Source organism: Janthinobacterium sp. OK676, from assembly GCF_900103595.1.
Lineage (GTDB): Bacteria > Pseudomonadota > Gammaproteobacteria > Burkholderiales > Burkholderiaceae_D > Janthinobacterium.
The window spans coordinates 42,688-65,040 of record NZ_FNHA01000017.1 but is presented as its reverse complement, the minus strand read 5'-3'; the positions used below and the strand labels follow the sequence as shown (position 1 = coordinate 65,040).

The window sequence follows — 22,353 nt, the reverse complement described above, 5'->3', positions numbered from 1 at the left end:
ACCGGCCTCATAGCCTGTACCTTCACCATCCCCTTTGATTAAAGCGATCCCCGATGCGTCTGGTTCTTCCCCTGCTGCCGCTCCTGCTGCTCTCTCTGCTGCCCGCCGCGCATGCGGCCCCCTCCTCCACCGCCACCACGCCCACGCCGATCACGCTGGACCAGGCCATGGCCGATCCCGACTGGATCGGCACCCCTGTCGAAGCGGCATGGTGGGGCTGGAATGGCCAGCTGTATTACAAGCAAAAACGCCTCGGCTCGCCCCTGCGCGACACGTTTCAAGTCGCCGGCGCGAACGCCAGACTCAATAGCGGCAAGCAGGTCGACGATGCGCAGCTGGCCAACCTCGATGGCCAGCAGATGGTCGTCAACCGGGCCGGCACGCGCGCCATCCTGCTGCGCAATGGCGACCTGTTCGAGCGCGACCTGAAAAACGGCGCCTTGATCCAGATCACGCGCGGCGTGACGGCCATCAGCGACCCGCAATATTCCAGCGACGGCGGCGCCGTGCAATACCGCAGCGGCACCGACTGGTTCAGCTGGAACCGTCTTGATCGCCTGAGCGCCCCCGTTGCCCTGCTGCGCGCGGCCAAGGACCCGGACGCCAAGCCGGAAGCGGACGCCCTGCGCGAATTGCAGCTGCGCCTGATCGTCAACCTGGCGCGCCAGAAGGAAGACCGCGACGCAAACCGCGAACGCCGCCACGAAGAGCGCCGCCTGGACGCCACGCGCGCGCCGGAACCGATCTACCTGGGCGAGAAAGTGACGATTTCCGGCAGCGCCCTGTCGCCGGACGGCCGCTGGCTGCTGTTCGTCACCCAAGACAAGGCCGCCGAAAAGGGCAAGCTGGGCAAACTGGCCCGCTACGTGACGGAAACGGGCTACCCGGAAGCGGACGACGAACGCACGCGCGTGGGCCGCAACATGCCGATTGCGCAAAGCCTGACACTGGCCGACCTGCGCACGGGCCAGGTGCGCGAGATCGCCTTTGACAGCCTGCCGGGCATCGCCACCGATCCGTTGGCCTCCCTGCGCGCGGAACAGAAGCTGCCGCCGTTGAAAGGCAACCGTGCCGTGCGCATCGACGCCCAGCGCGACGGCATCGCCTGGGCCGATGACGGCAGCAAGGCGGCCGTGCGCATCCGCGCCATCGACAACAAAGACGGCTGGCTCGCCAGCGTCGATCTGACCAATGGCGCCCTCGTGCCCGTGCACCGCGTCAGCGACACGGCCTGGGTCAACCGCCGTGCCGAGGAATTCGGCTGGCTGCCCGACAACGCCACCCTGTGGTATCTGTCCGAGGAAAGCGGCTACGCCCACCTGTACACGAAAACGGGCGCGGCCCCGGCACGCGCACTGACCAGCGGCCAGTGGGAAGTGAGCGCCGTCGAGTGGAGCCGCGACGGCAGGACCGCCTATTTTCTGTGCAACCGGCAGGCGCCAGGCACGTATGAAGTGTGCGCCAGCACGGCCAGGGATGGCGGCGCGCGCGAAGTCACGAATTTGAAAGGCGTGGAAAATTTCGGCCTGTCGCCCGACAACGGCAAGCTGCTGCTGCGCTATTCCACCAGCTATATGCCGGCCCAGCTGGCCACGATTTCCGTTGCCGGCGGCAAGGCGACTATCCTCACGGATACGCGCAGCGACGCCTTCAAGGCGCGCAACTGGGTCATGCCGGAACTGGTGCAAGTGCCGTCCACGCATGGCGCGGCGCCGATCTGGGCCAAGCTGTACCGGCCCGCGCAGCTGGAAGCGGGCAAGCGCTACCCTGTCGTCATGTTCGCGCACGGCGCCGGCTACCTGCAGAACGTGACCGAGCGCTATCCCGTCTACTTCCGTGAACAGATGTTTCACAACCTGCTGGTCGAGCAAGGCTACATCGTGCTCGACGTCGACTACCGCGCCTCGCTCGGCTACGGCAGCGCCTGGCGCACGGCCATCTACCGCCAGATGGGCCACCCGGAACTGGAAGATTTCATCGATGGCGCCAACTGGCTGGCGCAGCAGCACCAGGGCGACATCCGGAACGTGGGCATCTATGGCGGCAGCTATGGCGGCTTCATGAGCCTGATGGCCCTGATGCGCGCGCCGGACATCTTCAAGTCGGGCGCCGCCCTGCGCCCCGTGACGGACTGGACCACCTACAACCACGAGTACACGGCCAACATCCTGAACACGCCGGAACTCGATCCGCAAGCGTATAAAATCTCGTCGCCGATCGAATACGCGGACAAGCTGACGGGCAACCTGCTGATCGCCCACGGCATGATCGACGACAACGTGTTTTACCAGGACTCCGTGCGCCTGTCGCAGCGCCTGATCGAGCTGAAAAAGGATAACTGGGAAATGGCCAGCTACCCGATGGAGCGCCACGGCTTCGTGCAGCCGGAAGCGTGGTATGACGAATACCGCCGCATCTATCAGTTGTTCCAGCGCACGCTGAAATAAACCTCCCTGCCCGCTGTATGCGGGCATTTTTTATGCTTGAGCCCATTCAGCGGCCGCGGCGGCGTGTCCAACGATCGGTTGCACGATGTGCGGCCAGCGCGCGAATCGCGCTTGCCATTTACGCAAGCCTGGCACATGATAAGGGCATGCACACATCTACCTACTCCACCCTTTTGCCACTGCTGCGCGCCGCCTGCGCCAGCGTCCTGCTGCTGGCCGCCAGCGCCTGCGGCAGCGCCCCCACGCAAGACGATGCGCCGCCCGCACCCGGCAATGCCGGCTTGCTGGCGCAAATCCAGGCGGAGGTGGGCGCCGCCGCTTGCGATTCCACGCAGCAATGTCAAACCATCGCCATCGGCGCCAAAGCTTGCGGCGGCCCCGAGCGCTACCTGGCCTGGTCCAGCAAGAACAATGACGGCAAGAAACTCAAGGCCCTGGCCCAGGCGCAAGCCGAGGCCAGCCGCAAGCAGCAGCAGGCGGACGGCATGATGTCGACCTGCTCCATCGTCACGGACCCGGGCGCCACCTGCGAAGCGGGACGCTGCGTGCTGCAAAAGAGCGCCATGGGCGGCAACGCCGCCATGTAAGGGAATGATGCGGCAACACGTCAGGACTGCAATTGCAAAGTCTTGACGATCTTGCTTTCCACCTTCTCGCCCGCGCCCGAGGTGGCATTCTTGCTCTCCTTGCGCAGCAACAATAAATGGTCGCCGCTGACGCCATACTGGCGCGTCTCGTCCGTCTTTTGCGTAAAGCTGACGACGACAAAGGCGCGCCCGCTGACGTCAAAGTGGAAACGGCTGGCCAGCGGCGTGCCATCCGCGGCGATCCACACCTCGATGCCGCCTTCAAACTTCTTCACATACTTGCGGTCTTTCTCAGGCACCTTGTCGAGCGACAAGGTAAAGCTGAGCAGGCGCGCCGGCTTGCCCTTGTAGCTGTCGACCTTTTCGCCGCTGAACACGGCTTCCTCGATCTCGCGCGACAGAGCGTCCGCCGCCGACACCATCGAGCGCAGCTCCGTCGCCTTCATTTCCCCCAGCGCAAAGCCGATCGGCGTCTTGACCTTGGGATCTTTCACCTTGGCGCGCTGCTCGGCCTCCACTTTCGCCAGCAACTCCTTGCCATAGAGCACTTGCAAGCCCGCCGGCCCGCCGTCGACGGTGACCGTGGCCTGGCCGCTGTCTTCTTCCGCCTCCTTGCCCTCGCCTTCGCGGCGCCAGCTTTTCGATTCCACCTGCGCCTTGATCGGCGTCTGCCCCTGCAGCCGCGCCAGCGCCGCATTCAGATCGGCCAGCCCATCGGCCCGCGCCACACCGCACACCACGCTGAACAAGCCGCCCAGCACCAGCCATTGCACGCCATTACGTCGCTGCATCGCCATTCCCTTCAGTTCATACAAGGATGCCAAAACACCATGTTTTGGCCATCTGTTGCATTTGAACACAGCTAGCTCTGGTCAGGTGGAAAGTCTTTCTGCTATAATTCGCCGCCTTGGCCTGGTAGCTCAGTCGGTAGAGCAGAGGATTGAAAATCCTTGTGTCGGTGGTTCGATTCCGCCCCGGGCCACCAAGAACATCATTCACGCAACGCCCACTCATCGAAGTGGGCGTTGTCGTTTTGGGGATGCACAGTCCTCGATCAGGTCGATTTCCGGCCAGCCTCTACCAAATCCCTCCCCCCGCCTGCCCCGAACGCTTCTGCAATTAACGTAAAGGACGCCAGTCACCCCTCGACGACAGCGTGTAGGTGCTGTAGGGCGGCATCAAGTATGTGCGTTGCCCACCTTGCCGTGCTATTGACCCGATAAACGCTGAATGGCGCATGAATGTCAAGGCTAAAACAAAAAGCATGTAAAAATTATATCTATTTACCGATGTTTATAAGACATGTATTATTGATAATTGTAGTGCCATAATTGTAACGCAACTGGTCATTATGCGATATTTCCTTGATCCTTGGGAAATATTTACAATAAATTAAAATTATCGGGAATTATATGAATTTGAAAAAGGTTGTTATTGCTTTAGCTTTGGCTTGTGGTGCGGCACACGCATCGGCAATGACCGTGAACGCCGACTACTCGCAGCTTGGCACCGTGTATCAAAACCTCTCGGGCATGCTGTCGAACACCCACTCCACAGGCGCGACCGATGTCACCAGCCTGTTTCAATACAACACTCAGACCGCTCTGAACTATTGGAGCAATGCGGTCCTGCTGCCATTGACGACCACCATTACTTTCAAGCTGGGCGATCTTTCGAGCCGTTCGGCAGCTGGAACCTCCATTATCGACACGACTGATGCCAATGGTCGTCCTTTAACGACGACCATCATTGTCGATAACACGGCAACCTCCTTGTTTTTGGACACAACGCCAACCGACAACTCCGAGTTCAACATCGCGTCGGTCAATGCTACACTGGGCGGCGGCAGTGTTAACATCAGCCGGTTTGGCGCTGCGAACACAACAGCCGCCTCTGGCGGGTATGATTTTCTGACGCTGATACTGCACGAGGCAGAGCACTCGCTGGGCTTTTCATCCGGTACTCAACGTTTTGACAACGTCATCAATGCAACAGGAGATATGTTGGAAATTTCCTCATCGCTTTCCGGCTTACCCGCCAGCTTTGGCGTGGCCGTCAGCGGCACCCATATTGACGGTATTGCCGACAACGGGTTCTTCAACAACACCTCGTTGGCCTTGCCAGGTTTTAATGCCGGCGAACGTGCTTTGCTGTCGGGCGTAGACATCCTGGCCGTGTGCCAGATCCAGGGCTGCACCAGCTCGCAGATCAACCTCGACCCGAGCGCAACTGTTTCTCCAGTACCGGAACCGACATCCTGGGCCATGATGATCTTGGGCCTGGCCACGGTTATCGGCTTTGGCCGCCGTCGCGCACGCCCGGCACCCAACAATGCACTGATGAGCGCCTAATGCGACGCGGCGTCCTGGCCTCCGTTTTTCTTGGTGTTTCGTTGATGGGTCATGCCACGACGCCGCTGCAATCCGACGTGTCGCTACAGCTTGTGAATGCGGATCCGCACGTCGCGATTCGCATTTACCTGGACAGGAAATTGGTTTATCAGGGCATGCCTTCACAAGGCAATGCGGGCGACTCGCCGAGCGTTCCAGTTAAGGTTGGAACGTTCTCCCTTGATAAGTTGACGCGACATACGATTATTGCGGAAGTCGTCGGCTCTCCCATAAAGTCGCAGGTGGAGTGGGCACCCAACAGTATGTCATCTAGCTGGGCCGTTATCTCCTACTATCGTGGTCGGGAAAAGCCTGCGGAACCGGCTTTTTTTGGCATCGCGTTTCAAAAAGAGGCTTACAAGACGAAATAAGCAGCGACGGCTATCGCTACTAGCGGTGCACTGCAACTTAGCATGGCCATCTATGCCAATCAGACTGCGCTCGGGCACGCCTATCGCGTCATCGCGTAGGGCTTGCCCCCCTGTATCGGTGGTTCGATTCCGCCCCGGGCCACCAAGAATTCAGCAGGACATAGTAAAAAGCCAACCTTCGGGTTGGCGTTGTGCGTATGCGCTATACCGCACAGTAACATCGGCCATCTCGGCCTATCCTGTTGTCATATAACAGGGAGATATCGCATGCTCAAGATTGCTCTGCTGGTGGCCCTGCTGGGCCTGGTTCTATTGTTCGCGGTCCGCCCCGTGCGCCGCGCCCTGCTTACGCCGCACGTGCTGGCCCTGTTCAAGCGCATCCTGCCCAGCATGTCCGACACGGAACGCGACGCCCTCGAGGCGGGCACCACGTGGTGGGATGCGGAGCTGTTTTCCGGCAAGCCCGACTGGTCCAGGCTGCTGGGCTATGGACGCGCCTCGCTCACGGCCGAGGAACGCCATTTTCTCGACCACGACGTCGAGCGGCTGTGCGAACTGGTCGATGACTGGGACACGCAGCAGACGCAGGATTTGCCGCCCCAGGCCTGGGACTACCTGAAGGCGCAAGGCTTTCTCGGCATGATCATCCCCAGGCAATACGGCGGCAAGCAGTTCTCCGCCTATATGCATTCTCAAGTGGTGATGAAGCTGTCGAGCCGCTGCTCGGCGCTGGCCGTGACCGTGATGGTGCCCAATTCGCTGGGGCCGGCCGAACTGCTGCTGCACTACGGCACCGAAGAACAGAAAAACCATTATCTGCCGCGCCTGGCCGCCGGCACCGAGATTCCCTGCTTTGCCCTGACCAGCCCGTACGCGGGTTCCGACGCGGCCGCCATTCCCGACCTGGGCGTGGTCTGCATGGGCGTGCATGAGGGGCGTCCTGCCCTGGGTTTCCGCCTCACGTGGAACAAGCGCTACATCACCCTGGCGCCCGTGGCGACCTTGCTGGGCCTGGCTTTCCAGACCAGCGACCCCGAGCATCTGCTGTCCGGCAACGATGCGCCCGGCATCACCTGCGCGCTGATCCCCGCCAGCCACGACGGCGTGGTGATCGGCCGGCGCCACCATCCCTTGAACGCCGCCTTCCAGAACGGCCCCACGTCGGGCAACGATGTGTTCATTCCCATCGACTGGGTCATCGGCGGCCAGGCGCAGGTGGGCAAAGGCTGGCGCATGCTGATGGAGTGCCTGGCGGCCGGGCGCGCCATTTCGCTGCCCTCGTCCAGCGTGGGCATGGGCAAGATGGCCGTGCGCGGCACCGGTGCGTATGCGGCCGTGCGGCGCCAGTTCAACATGCCGATCGGCAAGTTCGAGGGGGTGCAGGAAGCGCTGGCCCGCATGGGCGCCAACCTGTACCTGATGGATGCGGCGCGCACCCTGGCCGCGCACGCCGTCGACCTGGGCGAAAAGCCGGCCGTCATTTCCGCCATCGTCAAATACCACGTCACGGAACGGGGACGCGCGCTCGTCAATGACGGCATGGATATCCTCGGCGGCAAGGGCATCTGTGTGGGACCCAACAATTTCCTGGCCAGCGCCTATCAGCAAATCCCCATCGCCATTACCGTCGAAGGCGCCAACATCCTCACGCGCAGCCTGATCATCTTCGGCCAGGGCGCCATCCGCGCGCATCCGTATGTGCTCAGGGAAATGGCCGCCGTCCAGGAAAACGATGGCCGCAAAGCCTTGCGCGATTTCGATGCCGCCTTCTTTGGCCATGTCGGCTTTGTACTGGGCAACCTGGCCAGGGGCTTGTGGTACGGACTGGGCGGCGCGCGCCTGGCGGCAGCACCCGACGCCGGCGCGCCCGCACTGGCGCCCTACTACCGCGCCCTGACGCGGCTGTCGACGGCGTTTGCCGTCATGACGGATATGTCTATGTTCGTGCTCGGAGGCGAACTCAAGCGTCGCGAGCGCCTGTCCGCCCGGCTGGGCGACGTGCTGGCGCAGCTGTACCTGGCGTCGTCCGTGCTCAAGCGCTACGAAGACGATGGCCGTTTCGCCGCCGACCTGCCCTATGTGCACTGGTCGCTGCAGGATGCGCTGGTCAAGGCGCAGCAGGGCTTGACGGGCGTATTCGACAATTTCCCCGCGCGCGTGCTGGCCGTGCTGCTGCGCACCTTGCTGTTCCCGTTTGGCCTGCCCCATCGCCCGCCATCCGACGAACTGGGCAGCGAGGTGGCGCTGGCCCTGCAAACGCCGGGCGCCGACCGCGAGCGCCTGCTGGGCGACGGCCACGTCGCCAGCGAAAGCAGCGATCCCGTGGCCTGCGCCGAGCGGGCACTAGTACTGCTGCCCGACGTCCTGCACATCGAAAAGCGCCTGAAAGACACGCCCGAAGGCGCGGCCCTGCGGCACCTGCCGCAAAGCCTGTCCGCCATGCAGCAGTGGCTGGCCGCAGCCAAGGCGGCGGGCTCGGTCAGCTGCCAGGAGCACAACACCTTGCTCGACTATGCGCGCCTGGTCGATGGCTTGATACAGGTCGACGATTTTCCCGCCGCTGCGGGGCAGCCGACACACTTGCCGGTACACGGGGCCGATATCAACAGCCGCGCAGCCTAGGCCAGATTGCGACCTATACTGAATTGAGCGGGTGCTGTGCCCGCTCTTTGCAGAAAGGAGTCGATCATGACGCGCAAATTCATCGATTGCCGGGAATTTCCAAGCGACACGCATTGCTCGGTGGCCATCTCGGCCGACAGCGAGGAAGAGCTATTGGGCATTGCCGTGGAGCATGCTGTCTCGGTACACCATCACCAGGACACGCCGGAACTGCGCCAGCAGCTGCGTCAACTGTTCAAGGATGGCATGCCGCCCGAACACCTGCCCATGACGGGACAGGCCGGCAGCAGTGGGGCCGCGCACGCGCACTAGCCTGCCAGGGCTTGCGCCGGTTTCTGCCCGCGCAAGCCCGGCACGAGCGGCACCAGCGCCGCAGGCACGACGATCACCGGCAGCCAGACGGCACCGGATGCAAATCCTTTGACCCAAGGCAAGGCAATCTGGCGCCGGCCCGCCTACAATCGCCGGCTTTGCCCCTCGCCCATGCGCCACGCTCCCGAACTTCTCCTGCCTGCCGGCTCCCTGGCCAAGATGCATGCCGCCTTCGACTATGGCGCCGACGCCGTCTACGCGGGCCAGCCGCGCTACAGCTTGCGCGTGCGCAATAATGACTTTTCGACCTTGCAAGCCTTGCAGGAGGGCATCAATGGCGCCCATGCGCGCGGCAAGCAGTTCTTTGTCGCCAGCAATATCTTCGCCCACAACGCCAAGCTGAAAACGTATTTGCGCGACATGGAACCGGTGATCGCCATGCGCCCGGACGCGCTGATCATGGCCGACCCGGGCCTGATCATGATGGTGCGCGACAAGTGGCCGGACGTCCCCGTGCACTTGTCCGTGCAGGCGAACGCCGTCAACTGGGCCGACGTCAAATTCTGGCACCGCATGGGTTTGACGCGCGTGATTCTGTCGCGCGAACTGTCGCTCGACGAGATCGAGGAAATCCGCCAGCGCTGCCCGGAAATGGAACTGGAAGTCTTCGTCCACGGCGCCCTGTGCATCGCCTATTCGGGCCGCTGCCTGCTGTCCGGCTATTTCAACCACCGCGACCCGAACCAGGGCACCTGCACGAATTCCTGCCGCTGGGATTACAAGGTGAAAAACGCCACGGAAGACGCCAGCGGCGACCTGGGCGGCATGCAGGTGGTGCCGCTGGAATTCCACCAGGCGCTGGCCGAGGCCGACAACAACGCGTTTTCCGCCCTGCACCAGCAGCCGCGCCACCCGCTGGCCGACCAGCCCTATCTGATAGAGGAAGCCCAGCGCCCGGGCCAGCTGATGCCGATACTCGAAGACGAGCACGGCACTTACATCATGAATTCGAAGGACTTGCGCGCCGTCGAACACATCGAGCGCCTCGTGAAAATCGGCGTCGACTCGCTCAAGGTCGAGGGCCGCACCAAGTCGCTGTACTACGCGGCGCGCACGGCGCAAGTCTACCGTCAGGCCATCGATGACGCCGTCGCGGGCCGCCCTTTCGACATCGGCCTGCTGGGCCAGCTGCAAGGCCTGGCCAACCGCGGCTACACGGACGGTTTCTATCAACGCCACCACACGCAGGCGCACCAGAACTACATGCGCGGCGCGTCCGAGGCGGATCGCAGCCAGTATGTGGGCGACGTGCTGGGCGTGACGGACGGCTGGGCCAGGGTGGAAGTGAAAAACCGCTTTGCCGTGGGCGACCGCATCGAGGCCGTGCATCCGGGCGGCAACCGCGACGTCACCATTACCCGCATGCTGGCCGATGACGGCAGCGACATCCAGGTGGCGCCCGGCAGCGGCCACTTCGTGCACATCGAACTCGACGGCGCTCTCGACAAAGCCTTGCTGGCCCGTTATTTGTAACCGCCAGTCTGCCGCATCAGGTAGCGTAGCAGTTTCCAAGTGTTTGATTTGACAAGAAAAAATCCAGCTGCTACTACCTAAATAATTTGTTTAGGCTTCAACATTGCTATACGATACGGCCACCCGCGCCCGGGGGCCTGATCGGCATCCCGTGCGTCCCTGACACGTTCACCGGAATCCCCGATGCCACCTGCCACACCCGCCCTGATCACCAATGACGCCGTCGTCCTCGGCCTGCTCGCCATGACCCTGGGAGCCGTCTTCTGGAGCGCCTCGCGCCCCGACGGCTTCTGGAAAAAGTTCTACACGTATATCCCGTCCCTGCTGATGTGCTATCTGATCCCGGCCTTGCTGAACACCTTCGGCATCATCGACGGCAACGCCTCCGGCCTGTACGCCGTGGCGCGCGACTACCTGCTGCCCAGCGCGCTGGTCCTGTTGTGCGTGGCCATCGATTTCGGCGGCATCATCCGTCTGGGGCCCAAGGCCATCATCATGTTCCTGACGGGCACCCTGGGCGTGATGCTGGGCGCCCTCGTCTCGTTCGAAGCGCTGCGTTTGATCCACCCGGAAACGGTGGCCGGCGACACCTGGCGCGGCATGACGACTGTCGCGGGCTCGTGGATAGGCGGCGGCGCCAACCAGGCGGCCATGAAGGAAGTGTTTGAAGTGGACGCCACCCTGTTTGGCCAGTTCGTCGCCGTCGACGTGCTGGTGGCCAACGTCTGGACGGCCGTGCTGCTGTTCCTGGCCGGCCGCGCGGGCGTTTTCGACCGCTGGACGGGTGCCGATTTGTCCGCCATCAACGCGCTCAAGGACAGCATCGAAAGCTACCGCGCCCAGCACGCGCGCGTGGCCAACCTGACCGATATCATGATCATCCTCGGCGTGGGCCTGGGCGTGACGGGCCTGTCGCACTTCCTCGCCGGCCCCATCATCAGCTGGATCAGCACCCTGCCCGCCGAGTGGCGCTTGCAGGACTACAGCCTGACGTCGAACTTCTTCTGGATCGTCGTGCTCGCCACCACCTTCGGCCTGCTGCTGAGCTTTACCCGGGCGCGCAGCCTGGAAGGCGCGGGCGCCTCGACCATCGGTTCGGCCATGCTGTACGTGCTGGTGGCCACGATCGGCATGCACATGGACTTGAAAGCCCTGTTCGACAAACCTTTCCTGTTCCTGCTGGGCCTGATCTGGATCGCCGTGCATGGCGGCCTGATGCTGCTCGTCGCCAAGCTGATCCGCGCCCCCCTGTTCTTCATGGCCGTCGGGTCGCAAGCGAACATCGGCGGCGCCGCCTCGGCCCCCGTCATCGCCAGCGCCTTCCACCCGGCCCTGGCCCCCGTCGGTGTGCTGCTGGCCGTGCTCGGCTATGCGCTGGGCACCTATGGCGCCTACATCACGGGCTTGATCCTGCGCGGCATGGCGGGGTGATCCCTTTCCTGGCTTGTCCAGCCAGGCACGCAAGAATGACACCAACGCCAGCCTTCGGGCTGGCGTTGTCGTTTACGGCTCGCCTCGGCAGCAGCGTCTTAAAAAATCCCCACAATGTAGCAGAAACCCCTCAAAACCAAATTTCCGCACCATTTTTGTGCAAAATCTGCGATGATAGTTGCCCAAATAACCGATTACCTCCATGGAATTCTGATGAAATACGCATCTGCCCACGAGTATGTCCAGCATGTCGCCGCACGCAATCCAGGTCAACCCGAGTTTCTGCAAGCCGTCACCGAAGTCATGGAGAGCTTGTGGCCGTTCCTGGAGCAGCACCCGAAATACGCGGAACAAGGCTTGCTGGAACGCTTGATCGAGCCGGAGCGCGTGGTGATGTTCCGCGTGTCGTGGGTCGATGACCATGGGCAAGTACAAGTCAACCGCGGCTACCGCATCCAGCACAGCATGGCCATCGGACCGTACAAGGGCGGCATCCGCTTCCACCCTTCCGTCACCCTGTCCGTGTTGAAATTCCTCGCCTTCGAGCAGACATTCAAGAATGCGCTGACGACCTTGCCGATGGGCGGCGGCAAGGGCGGTTCCGACTTCGATCCGAAGGGCAAGAGCCCGGGCGAAGTGATGCGCTTCTGCCAGGCCTTCGTGAGCGAACTGTTCCGCCACGTGGGATCGGACACGGACGTGCCGGCCGGCGACATCGGCGTGGGCGGGCGCGAAGTCGGTTATATGGCCGGCATGATGAAAAAGCTCAGCAACCGCGCCGACTGCGTGTTTACGGGCAAGGGCGCCAGCTTCGGCGGCTCGCTGATGCGTCCGGAAGCGACGGGCTACGGCACCGTGTATTTTGCGCAGGAAATGCTGAAAACGCGGGGCCGCTCGTTCGAAGGCATGCGCGTGTCCGTCTCCGGTTCGGGCAACGTGGCGCAGTATGCGGTGGAAAAAGCCATGGCCATGGGCGCGAAAGTCATCACCGTCTCCGATTCGAGCGGCACCGTCATCGACGAGGCAGGCTTTACGCCGGAAAAGCTGGCCATCCTGATGGAGGTCAAGAACCATTTGTATGGCCGGGTCAGCGATTACGCCGCGCGCACAGGCGTGCGCTTCGAGGCGGGCGTGTCGCCATGGCATGTGCCGGTCGACATCGCCCTGCCCTGCGCCACGCAAAATGAATTGCACATCGACGATGCGCGCACCCTGATCGCCAATGGCGTGCAATGCGTGGCCGAAGGTGCCAACATGCCCACCACCATCGAAGCGGCGAAAGCGTTCGAAGCGGCCGGCGTGCTGTACGCGCCGGGCAAGGCCAGCAACGCGGGCGGCGTGGCGACTTCCGGCCTGGAAATGAGCCAGAACGCGGCCAGAATTTCCTGGCCGCGCGAGGAAGTCGATGCGCGTTTGCTGCAGATCATGCAAGGCATCCACGCCGCATGCAAGCAATACGGCACGCGCGCCGATGGTTCCGTCAGCTATGTCGATGGCGCCAATATCGCCGGTTTCGTGAAAGTGGCCGATGCGATGCTGGCGCAGGGCGTGATCTGACCGCAATTCGGATGAAGCGTAGGTCGGATTAGGTTCGAAGAACCGTAATCCGACGCCATCGTTGGCACGGCCGGTGGTGGTGTCGGATTACGGCGCCTTGCGCCTAATCCGACCTACGCCGACCTACAACATCTCAGGTTTCATCAGGCTCTTGCGGCTGATGGTGCGGCCCGATACCATGAACTCGCCGTTGCCACGGTAGTAGGTCGGATTAGCGCGCAAGCGCGTAATCCGACGCCATCGTTGGCATGGCCGGTGGTGGTGTCGGATTACGGCGCCTTGCGCCTGATCCGACCTACGCGGACCTACAACATCTCAGGTTTCATCAGGCTCTTGCGGCTGATGGTGCGGCCCGATACCATGAACTCGCCGTTGCCACGGTAGTAGGTCGGATTAGCGCGCAAGCGCGTAATCCGACGCCATCGTTGGCATGGCCGGTGGTGGTGTCGGATTACGGCGCCTTGCGCCTAATCCGACCTACGCCGACCTACGCCGACCTACAACATCTCGGGTTTCATCAGGCTCTTGCGGCTGATGGTGCGGCCCGATACCATGAACTCGCCGTTGCCACGGTAGTGCAGGGTTTCCGGTAGCTTGGGCGAGGTGGCCACGTGGGCTTTCACGCACTCGAAGATGAAGAAGCCGCCCTTCGGATTGCCCGCCACCTGGGCCAGCTTGCATTCGAAGTTGGCGTAGCACTCGGCGATCAGGGGCGCGCCTACCTGTTCGGCTGGCTGCGGCGTCAGGCCGAAGGCCATGAATTTGTCCGTGTCTTCGCCGCTGCAATTGCCGATGGCAACGACCTGGTCGACCATGTCGGCCGTGGGCAGGTTGATCACACACTCCATGCTGCGCTTGATCATTTCATAGCTGTGGTTCGCATCGGAAATGAAGCAGCCGAGCAAGGATGGCGTCAATTCCATCGGCATGTGCCAGGCCATGGTCATGACGTCGCTTTCGCCCTTCCACGTTGAACTGACGAGCACCACGGGCCCCGGTTCGAGGAAGCGCCGGATATCGGCGACGGGATAATCTTCTTTGTGGTAATTTTTCATCTGGTCTCCAGGACGCGGTACGCCATAGCATAGACCAACGGCGCCTTGCCGGGCGCGCGGCTGGCCGGCGGCGGCGTGTCATCGGCACCGCGTCGTGTGCCGTTCATCGCAAATTTCTCCCTCTTGGAGATATTGCAACATAGAATACACTGATCAACTACTCAAGGAAACCGCCATGCGTCCTCTGTTCCTGTTGTCAGTCCTGTCCCTCGCCTGCCTCTCGACCCTCGCGCATGCCGACGAGCAAACCCGCACGGTAGCCGCCTTCAACGCCATCGACATCCGCGGCCCCATCAGCATCGAAGTGGAATCGGGCAAGGAGCAAAGCCTGCTGCTGCGCGGCGACCAGAAATTCCTCAGCGGCGTCATTACGGAAGTGGTCGATGGCGAGCTGAAAATTTCCATGAAGGACAAGGATATCAAGAAGACAGAGGGCGACCCGCGCGTCATCATCACCATGCCCACCTTGCGCAAGCTGATCGCGGAAGGCGCGGGCGAAAAGATATTGACCAAGCTCAATGGCCCAAGAGTCGACATCAGCTACAAGGGCGCGGGCCGCCTGGCCGCCGATGGCCAGGTCGACTGGCTGCGCCTGAAGGCGCAAGGCGTGGGCGAAGTGGATACGAAAGCCTTGCTGGCGAAAAACGTCGACGTCAATTTCGACGGCATCGGCTCCGTCAAGGTGTATTCCTCGGGCGAACTGAACGCCGTCGTGCGCGGCATGGGCGAACTGACCTATTACGGCAAGCCGAAGATCGTGCACAAGTCGATCGCCGGCATCGGCAGCGTCAATGCCGCCAAATAAGATTTTTCCATAAAAAAGGCCATCAGGCCACAGGAGACCGCATGACCGCAACACAAGATACCCAAGATACCGAAGCGCCGCTGGTGCTACGCGAGGAGCACGACGGCCTCGTCACCCTGCGGCTGAACCGCCCCCTGCAATTCAATGCCCTGTCCGAAACCATGCTGGCCGCGCTGCAGGAAGCGTTCGATGCCATCGCGCAACAGCCGCACGTGCGCTGCGTCGTGCTGGCCGCCGAAGGCAAGGCTTTTTGCGCGGGTCACGATTTGCGCCAGATGCAAGCCACGCGCCGGCTTGCGTATTATCAAACCCTGTTCGCGCAATGCTCGCGCGTGATGCAAGCCATTCAAACCTTGCCCGTGCCCGTGATTGCCCGCGTGCACGGCATCGCCACGGCGGCCGGCTGCCAATTGGTCGCCAGCTGCGACCTGGCCGTGGCGGGCGCGTCCGCCCGCTTTGCCGTGTCCGGCATCAACGTGGGCCTGTTCTGCGCCACGCCATCGGTCGCCCTGTCGCGCAATGTGTCGCCCAAGCGGGCCTTCGACATGCTGGTGACGGGCCGCTTCATCGACGCCGACACGGCCGCCGACTGGGGCCTGATCAATGAAACGGTGGCCGACGCGGCGCTCGACGACGCCGTGGCGCGCCTGGCGCAGCAGATCATGGCGAAAAGCCCGACGGCCATCCGCTACGGCAAGCAGATGTTCTACCGGCAGCGCCAGCTGCCGCTGGACGATGCATACGCGTATGCGGGCGACGTGATGGCGCGCAATATGATGGAAGAGGATGCGGACGAAGGCGTGAGCGCCTTTTTAGAAAAGCGGCCGCCCAGCTGGGCGACCGTCAAGTAGCTTAACGCTGTTCTTTCATCTGCTGCTGGACGGAAAGGCTCAAGGTACCCAGGTCTTCCTTGCCCAGCATCGGCAATTGCGCCAGCAGGTTGGCCAGGGCGGAACTGCCCGTCACGTCCAGCTCGGATGACTGCACCAGCACCGTGCCGGCGCCCGTGAAGTCGATCTGCTTTTCCTCGCCCGACAGGGTAAAGCCCGTGAGCGCGCCGGCGGCCGAGGCCCAGCCCTGCACGTGAGCGTAATCGTAGTGATACGAAGGGCTGGGGCAATCGGCCCAGCCCAGCACGGCCTGCTCGTCCACGCGGCACGGCAACTCGAGGAAATGCACGGGGCCGTTCGACGAAGCGATGACTTTACCGGTGCCTATCATCGTCAGGTAGCCGGGCAAGGTCGATTCCTGGCAAATCACATCCTTCGTGAAACCCAGCAGGTTTTTCGCCCGGATGGTCATGTTGGCGTTGTCCAGGTCGTAGCACGCCAGGTCGTTGCCGTTGTCGCCCAAAATCAATTGCCCCTGCCCTTGCGCGACGACAAAGTGGTGCACGTATTTCGGCGCATTGAAGGCGTTGCGCACGATCAGGTCGAGCACGCTGCTGCCCATGGCTTCGAAGCGCAGCTCGCCATAGAAGGCGATCATCTTGCCCTTGCGAATGAAGATCTGTTCCTTGACGTCGATGACATACGAAAAGCGGTTCAGGTTATCGTTCTTCGGCAAGGTATCGGGGTTGTAAATCGTCATGGCTTACCTTTCGCTCGCTTGGATGTAGACCGTGCCCTGGCCCGTGAACTTCACCTGGTACGATTCGCCGGACGCCTGGCCGACGAAAGTTTTCCAGTTCAAGTCCGTGACGATGGTCGAGCTCAGCTGCCCCGTGTGGCCGATATACGCTTGCGGGTCGACAAACACGGGCACGTCCGGCGTGACGGGCAAGCCGATGGCGTTGCCGTCCGACAAAATCGCCACTTCGCCCGTGCCTTGCAATGTGGTGGTAAACAAGCCCTGGCCCGAGGCCATGCCGCGCACCACGCCCTGCACGCCACCCTGGTTGCCGAGAAACATGGTGCCGGCCGTCAGGCGCGCATCGAAGGCCAGCAGGGAATCGCTTTCCACGTAAAACGTGTCGCCGCGCACGGGGACGATGGTGACGAACAGGCCGCCCTGCGCGTAAAACACGCTGCCCGTGCCGCGCGCCGACATCATGGCGTAGCCTTCGTTCGTGACGGCGCGCATGGCCAGGCTTTGCACGCCCTGGCCGGCCAGGAAGGAGCGGCTGAACGCCACGTCGCCCTGGTACGACACCATGGCGCCCTTGCGCGCGAACACTTCTTCATTGCCGAGTTTGACCTCAAGCATCTTTTCATTGATCTGCTGATAGACAGGCATCGCGGGTCCTCGCTAACTTAACGTTCGGCGGGCTGGATGAACACCACGCCCTGGCCTGTAAATTTGTGCTGGTACGATTCGCCCGAGCTCTGGCCGATCATCGTGCGCCAGTTGACGTCGAAAACGAATTCCTGGCGGATATCGCCCTTGAAGCCGACGAAGGCGTCCGGGTCCACGCGCAGCGGGTGCGCCGGCGTCACTTCCAGCATGATCAGGTTGCCGCGCGAAATGACGGCCAGGTTGCCGTGGCCTTCGACGGTGGTGGAAAACAGGCCCTGGCCCGAGCTGGCGCCGCGCAGGCCCGCAAAGCTGGTGCCCGTCTTCAGGCCCGTGTCGTAGGCCAGCAGGCTGCTGCTTTCGATGGTCAGCTTTTCGCCGGCCAGCGCCATGACGGTGATCTCGGCCGCATTCTGCGCGAAAAACACGGTGCCCGTGCCGCCAGCCTGCATCAGATGCATGCCTTCGTTCGTCACCTTGCGCTTGAGCGCGCCAAAGATGCCCTCGCCGCCGAGCAGGGACTTTTCAAATTTGATGCTGCCCGTATAGGCGACCATCGCGCCGGCAATCGCCAGCACTTTTTCATCCTGCAGGCGCACTTCCAGCAGGCGGTCGGTATTGGTGCGGAAACTGGTCACGCGCGACTCCCCAAGTATGCCAGGCCACAAAGCCTTGGCCAGCCGACAAGATACCGGTGGCCTTACCGCCATGCAAGTGCTATTCCTCCCGAACGGGGGTCTCCATTAAAAAAAGGCTATGTCACCGTCAGATGTGGGAATGCGCCCAGTGTTGCCTTCAATAACGTTTCAGGCGAACGGATGCGCCTGGCATCGAGTATCCAGCGCCATCCCAGATAGTTCGGCAGATAGCGCGTCGCCACGCCATGAAACGGACCCAGCCATTGTCGCAATCGGCTGTGATACGCATTGACGTTCTGCACGTGGGCGGCGCCCTGTACACGGATGCCGGCGCGCAAGTTGACGGCCTGGTGGCTGATACGAGCTTCCCTCGCAAAAGCCCGGTAGGCGGCATGGCTGTCGGTCACCAGCAGCAGGTCCTTGTCGATGACAGGCAACAGGCAGCGATGCAGCCTTTGCCCGTGACGAAATCGAGCGTCTGCCCCGTGCGGTCGCGCGCCACCAGGATGCAGACCTGTTCATTGGAAATGCCGCTCTTGTGGGCATGGCCGCCCCGGCGGCGGGCCGGACGCGTCATTTTCTTGGCTCCCTTTTCCGATTCCAGCAGATACAGCTCGTCGGCTTCGGCGATGCCGTGCAGGCCGTGCGGCCGGTCCGTCCTTGCCAGCGATAAAAACCGGTGGCGCCAGCGAAAGGTGGTGTTGCGGTGCACGCCCAGCTGCAATGCCGCCTTGCGCACGGAATCCGATGCCAGCAGGCAATCGGCGTAGTCGAGCCACAGCGCCTTGTGGCGCAAGCGGGCCAGCGGCGTGCCGGTGAGCGCATTGAAGGTGCGCCCGCAGGGAACGCAGCGGTAGCGCTGCAAGCCGTGCGCATGGCCGTGCCGGTGCAAGTGCGCCGAGTGGCAGGCGGGACAGGCCAATCGCGGCTGGGCCACACTTTCCAGCAGCGCGATGGTCGCGTCGTGTGGAGAGTTGCCATGCAGCAGGGCAATGCCTGCCTGCCGCTGGCGTTGGCTCAACCGGGCAAACTGCGCAATCAAAGTAATCCATTCGGCTGGCCGCATGATTGGCTCCCGCAGAGTGAGTATGCAGAGTCAGACAGCACGGCCACAGGAAGATTCCGGCATTTTCCCTATTTATCGATGACAGAGCCTAAAAAAAAAGGCGTGCCCGGAGGCACGCCTTGTGTTCACCCAATGAACGGTTTACTCGGCCAGTACCGGCTTGGCGCCGCGCGCGTTCTGGAACAGCGGCACGGGATCATTGGTATTGACCTCGACCACCGTCACGCCCTGCACCACGCCAGCGACCTGGTAGCCGACGGCGCCCAGGTGGCGCTTGCCTTCGGCCAGGTTGGACCAGCTCAGCGACACGGACGCGGTGCCCCCCATGAAGGCCGTGCCCGGCATCAGCGCCTTGAAGCTGCCGTTGTTCAAGCCCGGCGCCAGCACCCACGACGACAAGGTGTAGTCGGCCTGGCCGTTTTGCGGCGCAAAGCCGATCACGCACACCTTGTAGGTGCCGGCGGCGGGCAGACGCAGTTCCACCTGCTCATTGGAACTTTCATTGCCGCTGCTGCCGACGAGCACATTGGCGGCGTTGTAGACCTCCATGTCCATGTCGGTATTCGCGCCGCCCGTCGTTTCCGTGTCGTAGGTGGCAAAGCGCGCCGCCAGGGTGCCGGCCGGGACCACCACGTTGTGCACGTTCACGCCCGTCGCGCCGCCCGCCTTGCAGGCAGCCGATGCGGCAGCGCCCGTCACCGCCTGGCCGATCGTGCGCGTCTGGCGCACGGCTTCGACGAGACCCGACTTGACGCCCACCAGCGCGCCCGTGAAGCCCGTGCCCAGGGTCAGCACCTTGCTGCCCGTGGCCGCTTCGCTGCTGACGAGCGGAATGGCGGCCAGCGAGGTGCCGCGCGCCGTCAGCGGGCTGCGCACCGTGTGCGTGCCATCCGTCCAGCTCAGGGCGCCGTAGGTCCAGGTATTGGCCGGCGCCGTGGTGCGCGTCAGCTTGACCTGGTACTGGCCCTTGGCGCCCGGCGCCAGGCTCAAGCTCGTTGGCGTCACCGCCACCGTGTAGCCGGGCAGGCTGGCCGAGACGTTGTAGACGGCGCTGCTGGCGCCCACGTTGGTCACCGTGCGCGTCAGCACTTGCGTGCCCAGCACGTTGGCCGCCGTCAGCGACGCCAGGTTCAGGTTGTAGGCAGGAATGGTGCCGACGGCCTGGCACGTGGCGGGACTGTAGACCTTCAGGTTCAGGCCGCACAGGAAGCGCGCATAGTCGATTTCCGACACGTCGTACACGAGGCCGGGATCGGCCGCGCTGTTCGGCGCGATGTGGCCGGCGCCCTGGCCCCATGGCAGCTGGCCCGAGTTCTTCGCCGTGGCATCCCACGACACGGAACCGTTCAAGCCATCGGGATACGTGCTGAACGCCGTCGTCATCAGCGCCGACTTGATGGCCGCGGGCGACCAGCCCGGATGCTGCTGCTTGAGCAGGGCCGCCACGCCGGCCACGTGCGGGCTGGCCATCGAGGTGCCGGAATAGAAATCCCACTCCGCCACGGGCGCCACGCCGCCGGCCGCCACGGCATCGCGCTGCGCCGGGGTCAGGTCGGCCGTCACGCCGGCGAGGATGTTGGTGCCGGGCGCCGACAGGTCGGGTTTGAGGATGTTCGCGTTGGCCACGTTCGGCCCGCGCGAGGAACGGTCGCTGACGATAGGCGCCTGCACCGTCGTGTCGGCGATCGTATGGATTTCGTCCAATGCCGCCGTGCCGTCCGGATTGGACGCCATGAAAGCCTTCAGCGCGTCGCCCTGCGCCTGCGCCAGGTGGACCGTCGACAGCGTGTGCGCCTGGTTGATGATGGTGTTGGCGCCGCCGGCCACGTTGGCGATGACCACGCCCGCCGCGCCCGCCGTCCTGGCATTCGCGCTCTTGTTGACCAGCACGTTGCCGCCACGGTCGCACACGAGTATCTTGCCCGCCACTTTCGCCGGGTCCAGATAAGCGGAGGTGGCATCGGCCCCGCCGAAGCAGCGCAGCAAATTGAGGTCCGTCGGCAAGACGCCGGCCAGGCCCGCGTCGCGCGAGCGGATCAGCGGCAGCGCCGGCGTCTTCGCATTGCTCGATGCGCCTTCCAGCCTGGTGCCGTTGCTGAGGATGACATTGCCCGCGTACAAACGGTTGTGCGTGGAATTGGCCACCGTCGCCAGCCACGGGCTGATGTGCGAGACGGGCGCCGGCACGTCGGGAGCCGGCGTGGATGGACCGGAATTGCCGCCGGACGTGGCGACAAACACGCCGGCCGCCGCCGCGCCGAGGAAGGCGACTTCCGTCGGTTCGTCGAAGGCGCCGCCACCGGCGTTCGGGCCGATGGAGAAGTTGATGACGTTGACGCCATCCTTGACCGCCTGGTCGATGGCGGCCACGCTGTCGGCCGTGGCGCAACCGTTGCGGCCCGTCGATGCGGCCGTCCAGCACACTTTATAGGCGGCGATGCGGGCGCGCGGCGCCATGCCCGAGGCCTTGCCCAGCGACACGCCGTTCGAGGTGGCCAGGGCGCCATTGTTGCCGCCGGCCGTGGACGCCGTGTGCGTGCCATGGCCGCCGTGCCCCGTCAGCCCGGCGACGGAATCGCGCGGCGACAGGAATTCCGTCCAGTGCAGCGCCGACGTGGAGGCGCGGTAGTAGCGCGCGCCGATCAGCTTGTTGTTGCAATTCTCGGCGCTAAAACCTTCGCCCGTCTGGCACGTGCCTTGCCAGCTGGCCGGCGGCGCGCCGTACACGACATTGCTGCCGCTGTGGCTGGGCACGCCGTTCTCGTCGAGGCGGTCGGCAAAGGCCGTGTTCTCGGGCCAGATGCCGCTGTCGACGATGCCGATGATGATGTCTTCGCCCGCGTGCGCCTTGCCGCCCAGTTGTTCCCACAGGCCGCCCGGCTTGTCCAGGCCCAGGAAGGTGGGCGTGTAGCTGGTGTCGAGCTGCAGGATGGAGTCGGCGCTGATGCTGGCCACGCCGCTGTTTTTCTTCAGGGCCCGCACTTCATCGTCCGTCAGCAAGGCGGAAAAGCCGTTGAAGACGACGCTGTACTGGTGCGTGATTTCAGCCGCGCTGACGGTGCCGGCCACGGCGGCCTGCCTGGTGTCGAGGTAGCTCAGGTAGGCCTGCACATCGGCGGCGCCCACGTTGATGCGTGTGCCCGGGGCCGGCTTGGTGGCGGCCAGGCCGTCGACCTGGCCCGTGTAGGTGGCGGCCGGCTTGTCGACCAGCTGCACGATGTAGGAGCGGCGTTCCTGCGCCTGCGCCGCTTGCGCCAGGCTGGCGGCCAGCAGGAGGATGCCAAGAGGGACGGGACGTAGTTTCATC

The 22,353-nt window shown here is 63.3% G+C and carries 18 protein-coding genes, 2 tRNA genes and 1 pseudogene; 13 read left to right on the top strand and 8 right to left on the bottom strand.

The genetic code is table 11. The annotated features are described in order from the left end of the window. The first annotated feature begins 53 nt into the window (after window positions 1–53). Window positions 54–2,447, top strand: a complete 2,394-nt coding sequence (locus tag BLU39_RS26410) for a S9 family peptidase (RefSeq protein WP_092718971.1) — start codon at window positions 54–56, stop codon at window positions 2,445–2,447. 146 nt (window positions 2,448–2,593) lie between these two features. After that, window positions 2,594–3,034, top strand: coding sequence for a hypothetical protein (locus BLU39_RS26405; RefSeq protein ID WP_092718969.1), 441 nt, complete (start codon window positions 2,594–2,596; stop codon window positions 3,032–3,034). A gap of 20 nt (window positions 3,035–3,054) precedes the next feature. Here BLU39_RS26405 and BLU39_RS26400 read toward each other — a convergent pair whose 3' ends face one another. Continuing rightward, window positions 3,055–3,825, bottom strand: coding sequence for a hypothetical protein (locus BLU39_RS26400; RefSeq protein WP_232731290.1), 771 nt, complete (start codon window positions 3,823–3,825; stop codon window positions 3,055–3,057). Window positions 3,826–3,943: 118 nt separating this feature from the next. Here BLU39_RS26400 and BLU39_RS26395 point away from each other — a divergent pair. The 6 genes from BLU39_RS26395 to BLU39_RS26375 all read left to right on the top strand — a co-directional run bounded on the left by BLU39_RS26395 (window position 3,944) and on the right by BLU39_RS26375 (window position 8,729). Beyond that, a tRNA-Phe gene (locus BLU39_RS26395) sits at window positions 3,944–4,019 on the top strand. 427 nt (window positions 4,020–4,446) lie between these two features. Continuing rightward, entirely contained in the window at window positions 4,447–5,385 is a 939-nt protein-coding gene (locus BLU39_RS26390; RefSeq protein WP_092718967.1) for a PEP-CTERM sorting domain-containing protein, read from the top strand. Then, entirely contained in the window at window positions 5,385–5,795 is a 411-nt protein-coding gene (locus BLU39_RS26385; protein ID WP_092718965.1) for a hypothetical protein, read from the top strand. Before BLU39_RS26390 ends, BLU39_RS26385 begins: the two co-directional genes overlap by 1 nt. A gap of 73 nt (window positions 5,796–5,868) precedes the next feature. After that, window positions 5,869–5,940, top strand: a tRNA-Ala gene (locus BLU39_RS28755). A gap of 122 nt (window positions 5,941–6,062) precedes the next feature. After that, a complete protein-coding gene (locus BLU39_RS26380; RefSeq protein WP_092718963.1) occupies window positions 6,063–8,417 on the top strand; it encodes an acyl-CoA dehydrogenase in 2,355 nt (784 codons plus the stop codon). Between the two features lie 66 nt (window positions 8,418–8,483). Beyond that, entirely contained in the window at window positions 8,484–8,729 is a 246-nt protein-coding gene (locus BLU39_RS26375) for a DUF1059 domain-containing protein (protein WP_092718961.1), read from the top strand. Here BLU39_RS26375 and BLU39_RS29225 read toward each other — a convergent pair. Next, complete coding sequence (locus tag BLU39_RS29225; protein ID WP_302848402.1) at window positions 8,726–8,851, bottom strand: hypothetical protein; 126 nt, start codon at window positions 8,849–8,851, stop codon at window positions 8,726–8,728. The two genes, BLU39_RS26375 and BLU39_RS29225, sit on opposite strands and share 4 nt — an antisense overlap. A 49-nt stretch (window positions 8,852–8,900) precedes the next feature. On the opposite strand from BLU39_RS29225, the gene yegQ reads away from it, so the two are divergent. From yegQ to gdhA, 3 genes are all read left to right on the top strand, one after another. Next, complete coding sequence (gene yegQ, locus BLU39_RS26370; protein ID WP_092718958.1) at window positions 8,901–10,262, top strand: prephenate-dependent tRNA uridine(34) hydroxylase TrhP; 1,362 nt, start codon at window positions 8,901–8,903, stop codon at window positions 10,260–10,262. Between the two features lie 183 nt (window positions 10,263–10,445). Next, window positions 10,446–11,693: a DUF819 family protein gene (locus BLU39_RS26365; protein WP_092718956.1), complete on the top strand. Its 1,248-nt coding sequence runs from the start codon at window positions 10,446–10,448 to the stop codon at window positions 11,691–11,693. Window positions 11,694–11,906: 213 nt separating this feature from the next. Continuing rightward, window positions 11,907–13,250, top strand: a complete 1,344-nt coding sequence (gene gdhA, locus BLU39_RS26360) for an NADP-specific glutamate dehydrogenase (protein ID WP_058048901.1) — start codon at window positions 11,907–11,909, stop codon at window positions 13,248–13,250. A 497-nt stretch (window positions 13,251–13,747) separates the two neighbouring features. Here gdhA and BLU39_RS26355 read toward each other — a convergent pair whose 3' ends face one another. Next, window positions 13,748–14,305 (bottom strand): flavin reductase family protein, encoded by a 558-nt coding sequence (locus tag BLU39_RS26355; RefSeq protein WP_092718953.1) that lies wholly within the window; start codon window positions 14,303–14,305, stop codon window positions 13,748–13,750. A 175-nt stretch (window positions 14,306–14,480) separates the two neighbouring features. Here BLU39_RS26355 and BLU39_RS26350 point away from each other — a divergent pair, with 175 nt between their 5' ends. Beyond that, window positions 14,481–15,110: a head GIN domain-containing protein gene (locus BLU39_RS26350; protein WP_092718952.1), complete on the top strand. Its 630-nt coding sequence runs from the start codon at window positions 14,481–14,483 to the stop codon at window positions 15,108–15,110. 41 nt (window positions 15,111–15,151) lie between these two features. Then, a complete protein-coding gene (locus BLU39_RS26345) occupies window positions 15,152–15,961 on the top strand; it encodes an enoyl-CoA hydratase (RefSeq protein WP_092718949.1) in 810 nt (269 codons plus the stop codon). Window position 15,962: 1 nt separating this feature from the next. Here the strand turns inward: BLU39_RS26345 and BLU39_RS26340 are convergent, their stop codons facing one another. The 5 genes and pseudogenes from BLU39_RS26340 to BLU39_RS29220 form a co-directional block, all read right to left on the bottom strand. Next, a complete protein-coding gene (locus BLU39_RS26340) occupies window positions 15,963–16,700 on the bottom strand; it encodes an AIM24 family protein (protein WP_092718947.1) in 738 nt (245 codons plus the stop codon). Window positions 16,701–16,703: 3 nt separating this feature from the next. Further along, complete coding sequence (locus BLU39_RS26335) at window positions 16,704–17,345, bottom strand: AIM24 family protein (protein WP_092718943.1); 642 nt, start codon at window positions 17,343–17,345, stop codon at window positions 16,704–16,706. 17 nt (window positions 17,346–17,362) lie between these two features. After that, window positions 17,363–17,980, bottom strand: a complete 618-nt coding sequence (locus BLU39_RS26330; protein ID WP_175539425.1) for an AIM24 family protein — start codon at window positions 17,978–17,980, stop codon at window positions 17,363–17,365. A 116-nt stretch (window positions 17,981–18,096) separates the two neighbouring features. After that, window positions 18,097–19,046: pseudogene (locus BLU39_RS26325) on the bottom strand (IS1595 family transposase). A 141-nt stretch (window positions 19,047–19,187) separates the two neighbouring features. Beyond that, window positions 19,188–22,352 carry a S8 family serine peptidase gene (locus BLU39_RS29220; protein ID WP_092718936.1) on the bottom strand — a complete coding sequence of 1,055 codons (3,165 nt, stop codon included), beginning with the start codon at window positions 22,350–22,352 and terminating at the stop codon, window positions 19,188–19,190. Window position 22,353 lies beyond the last annotated feature (1 nt).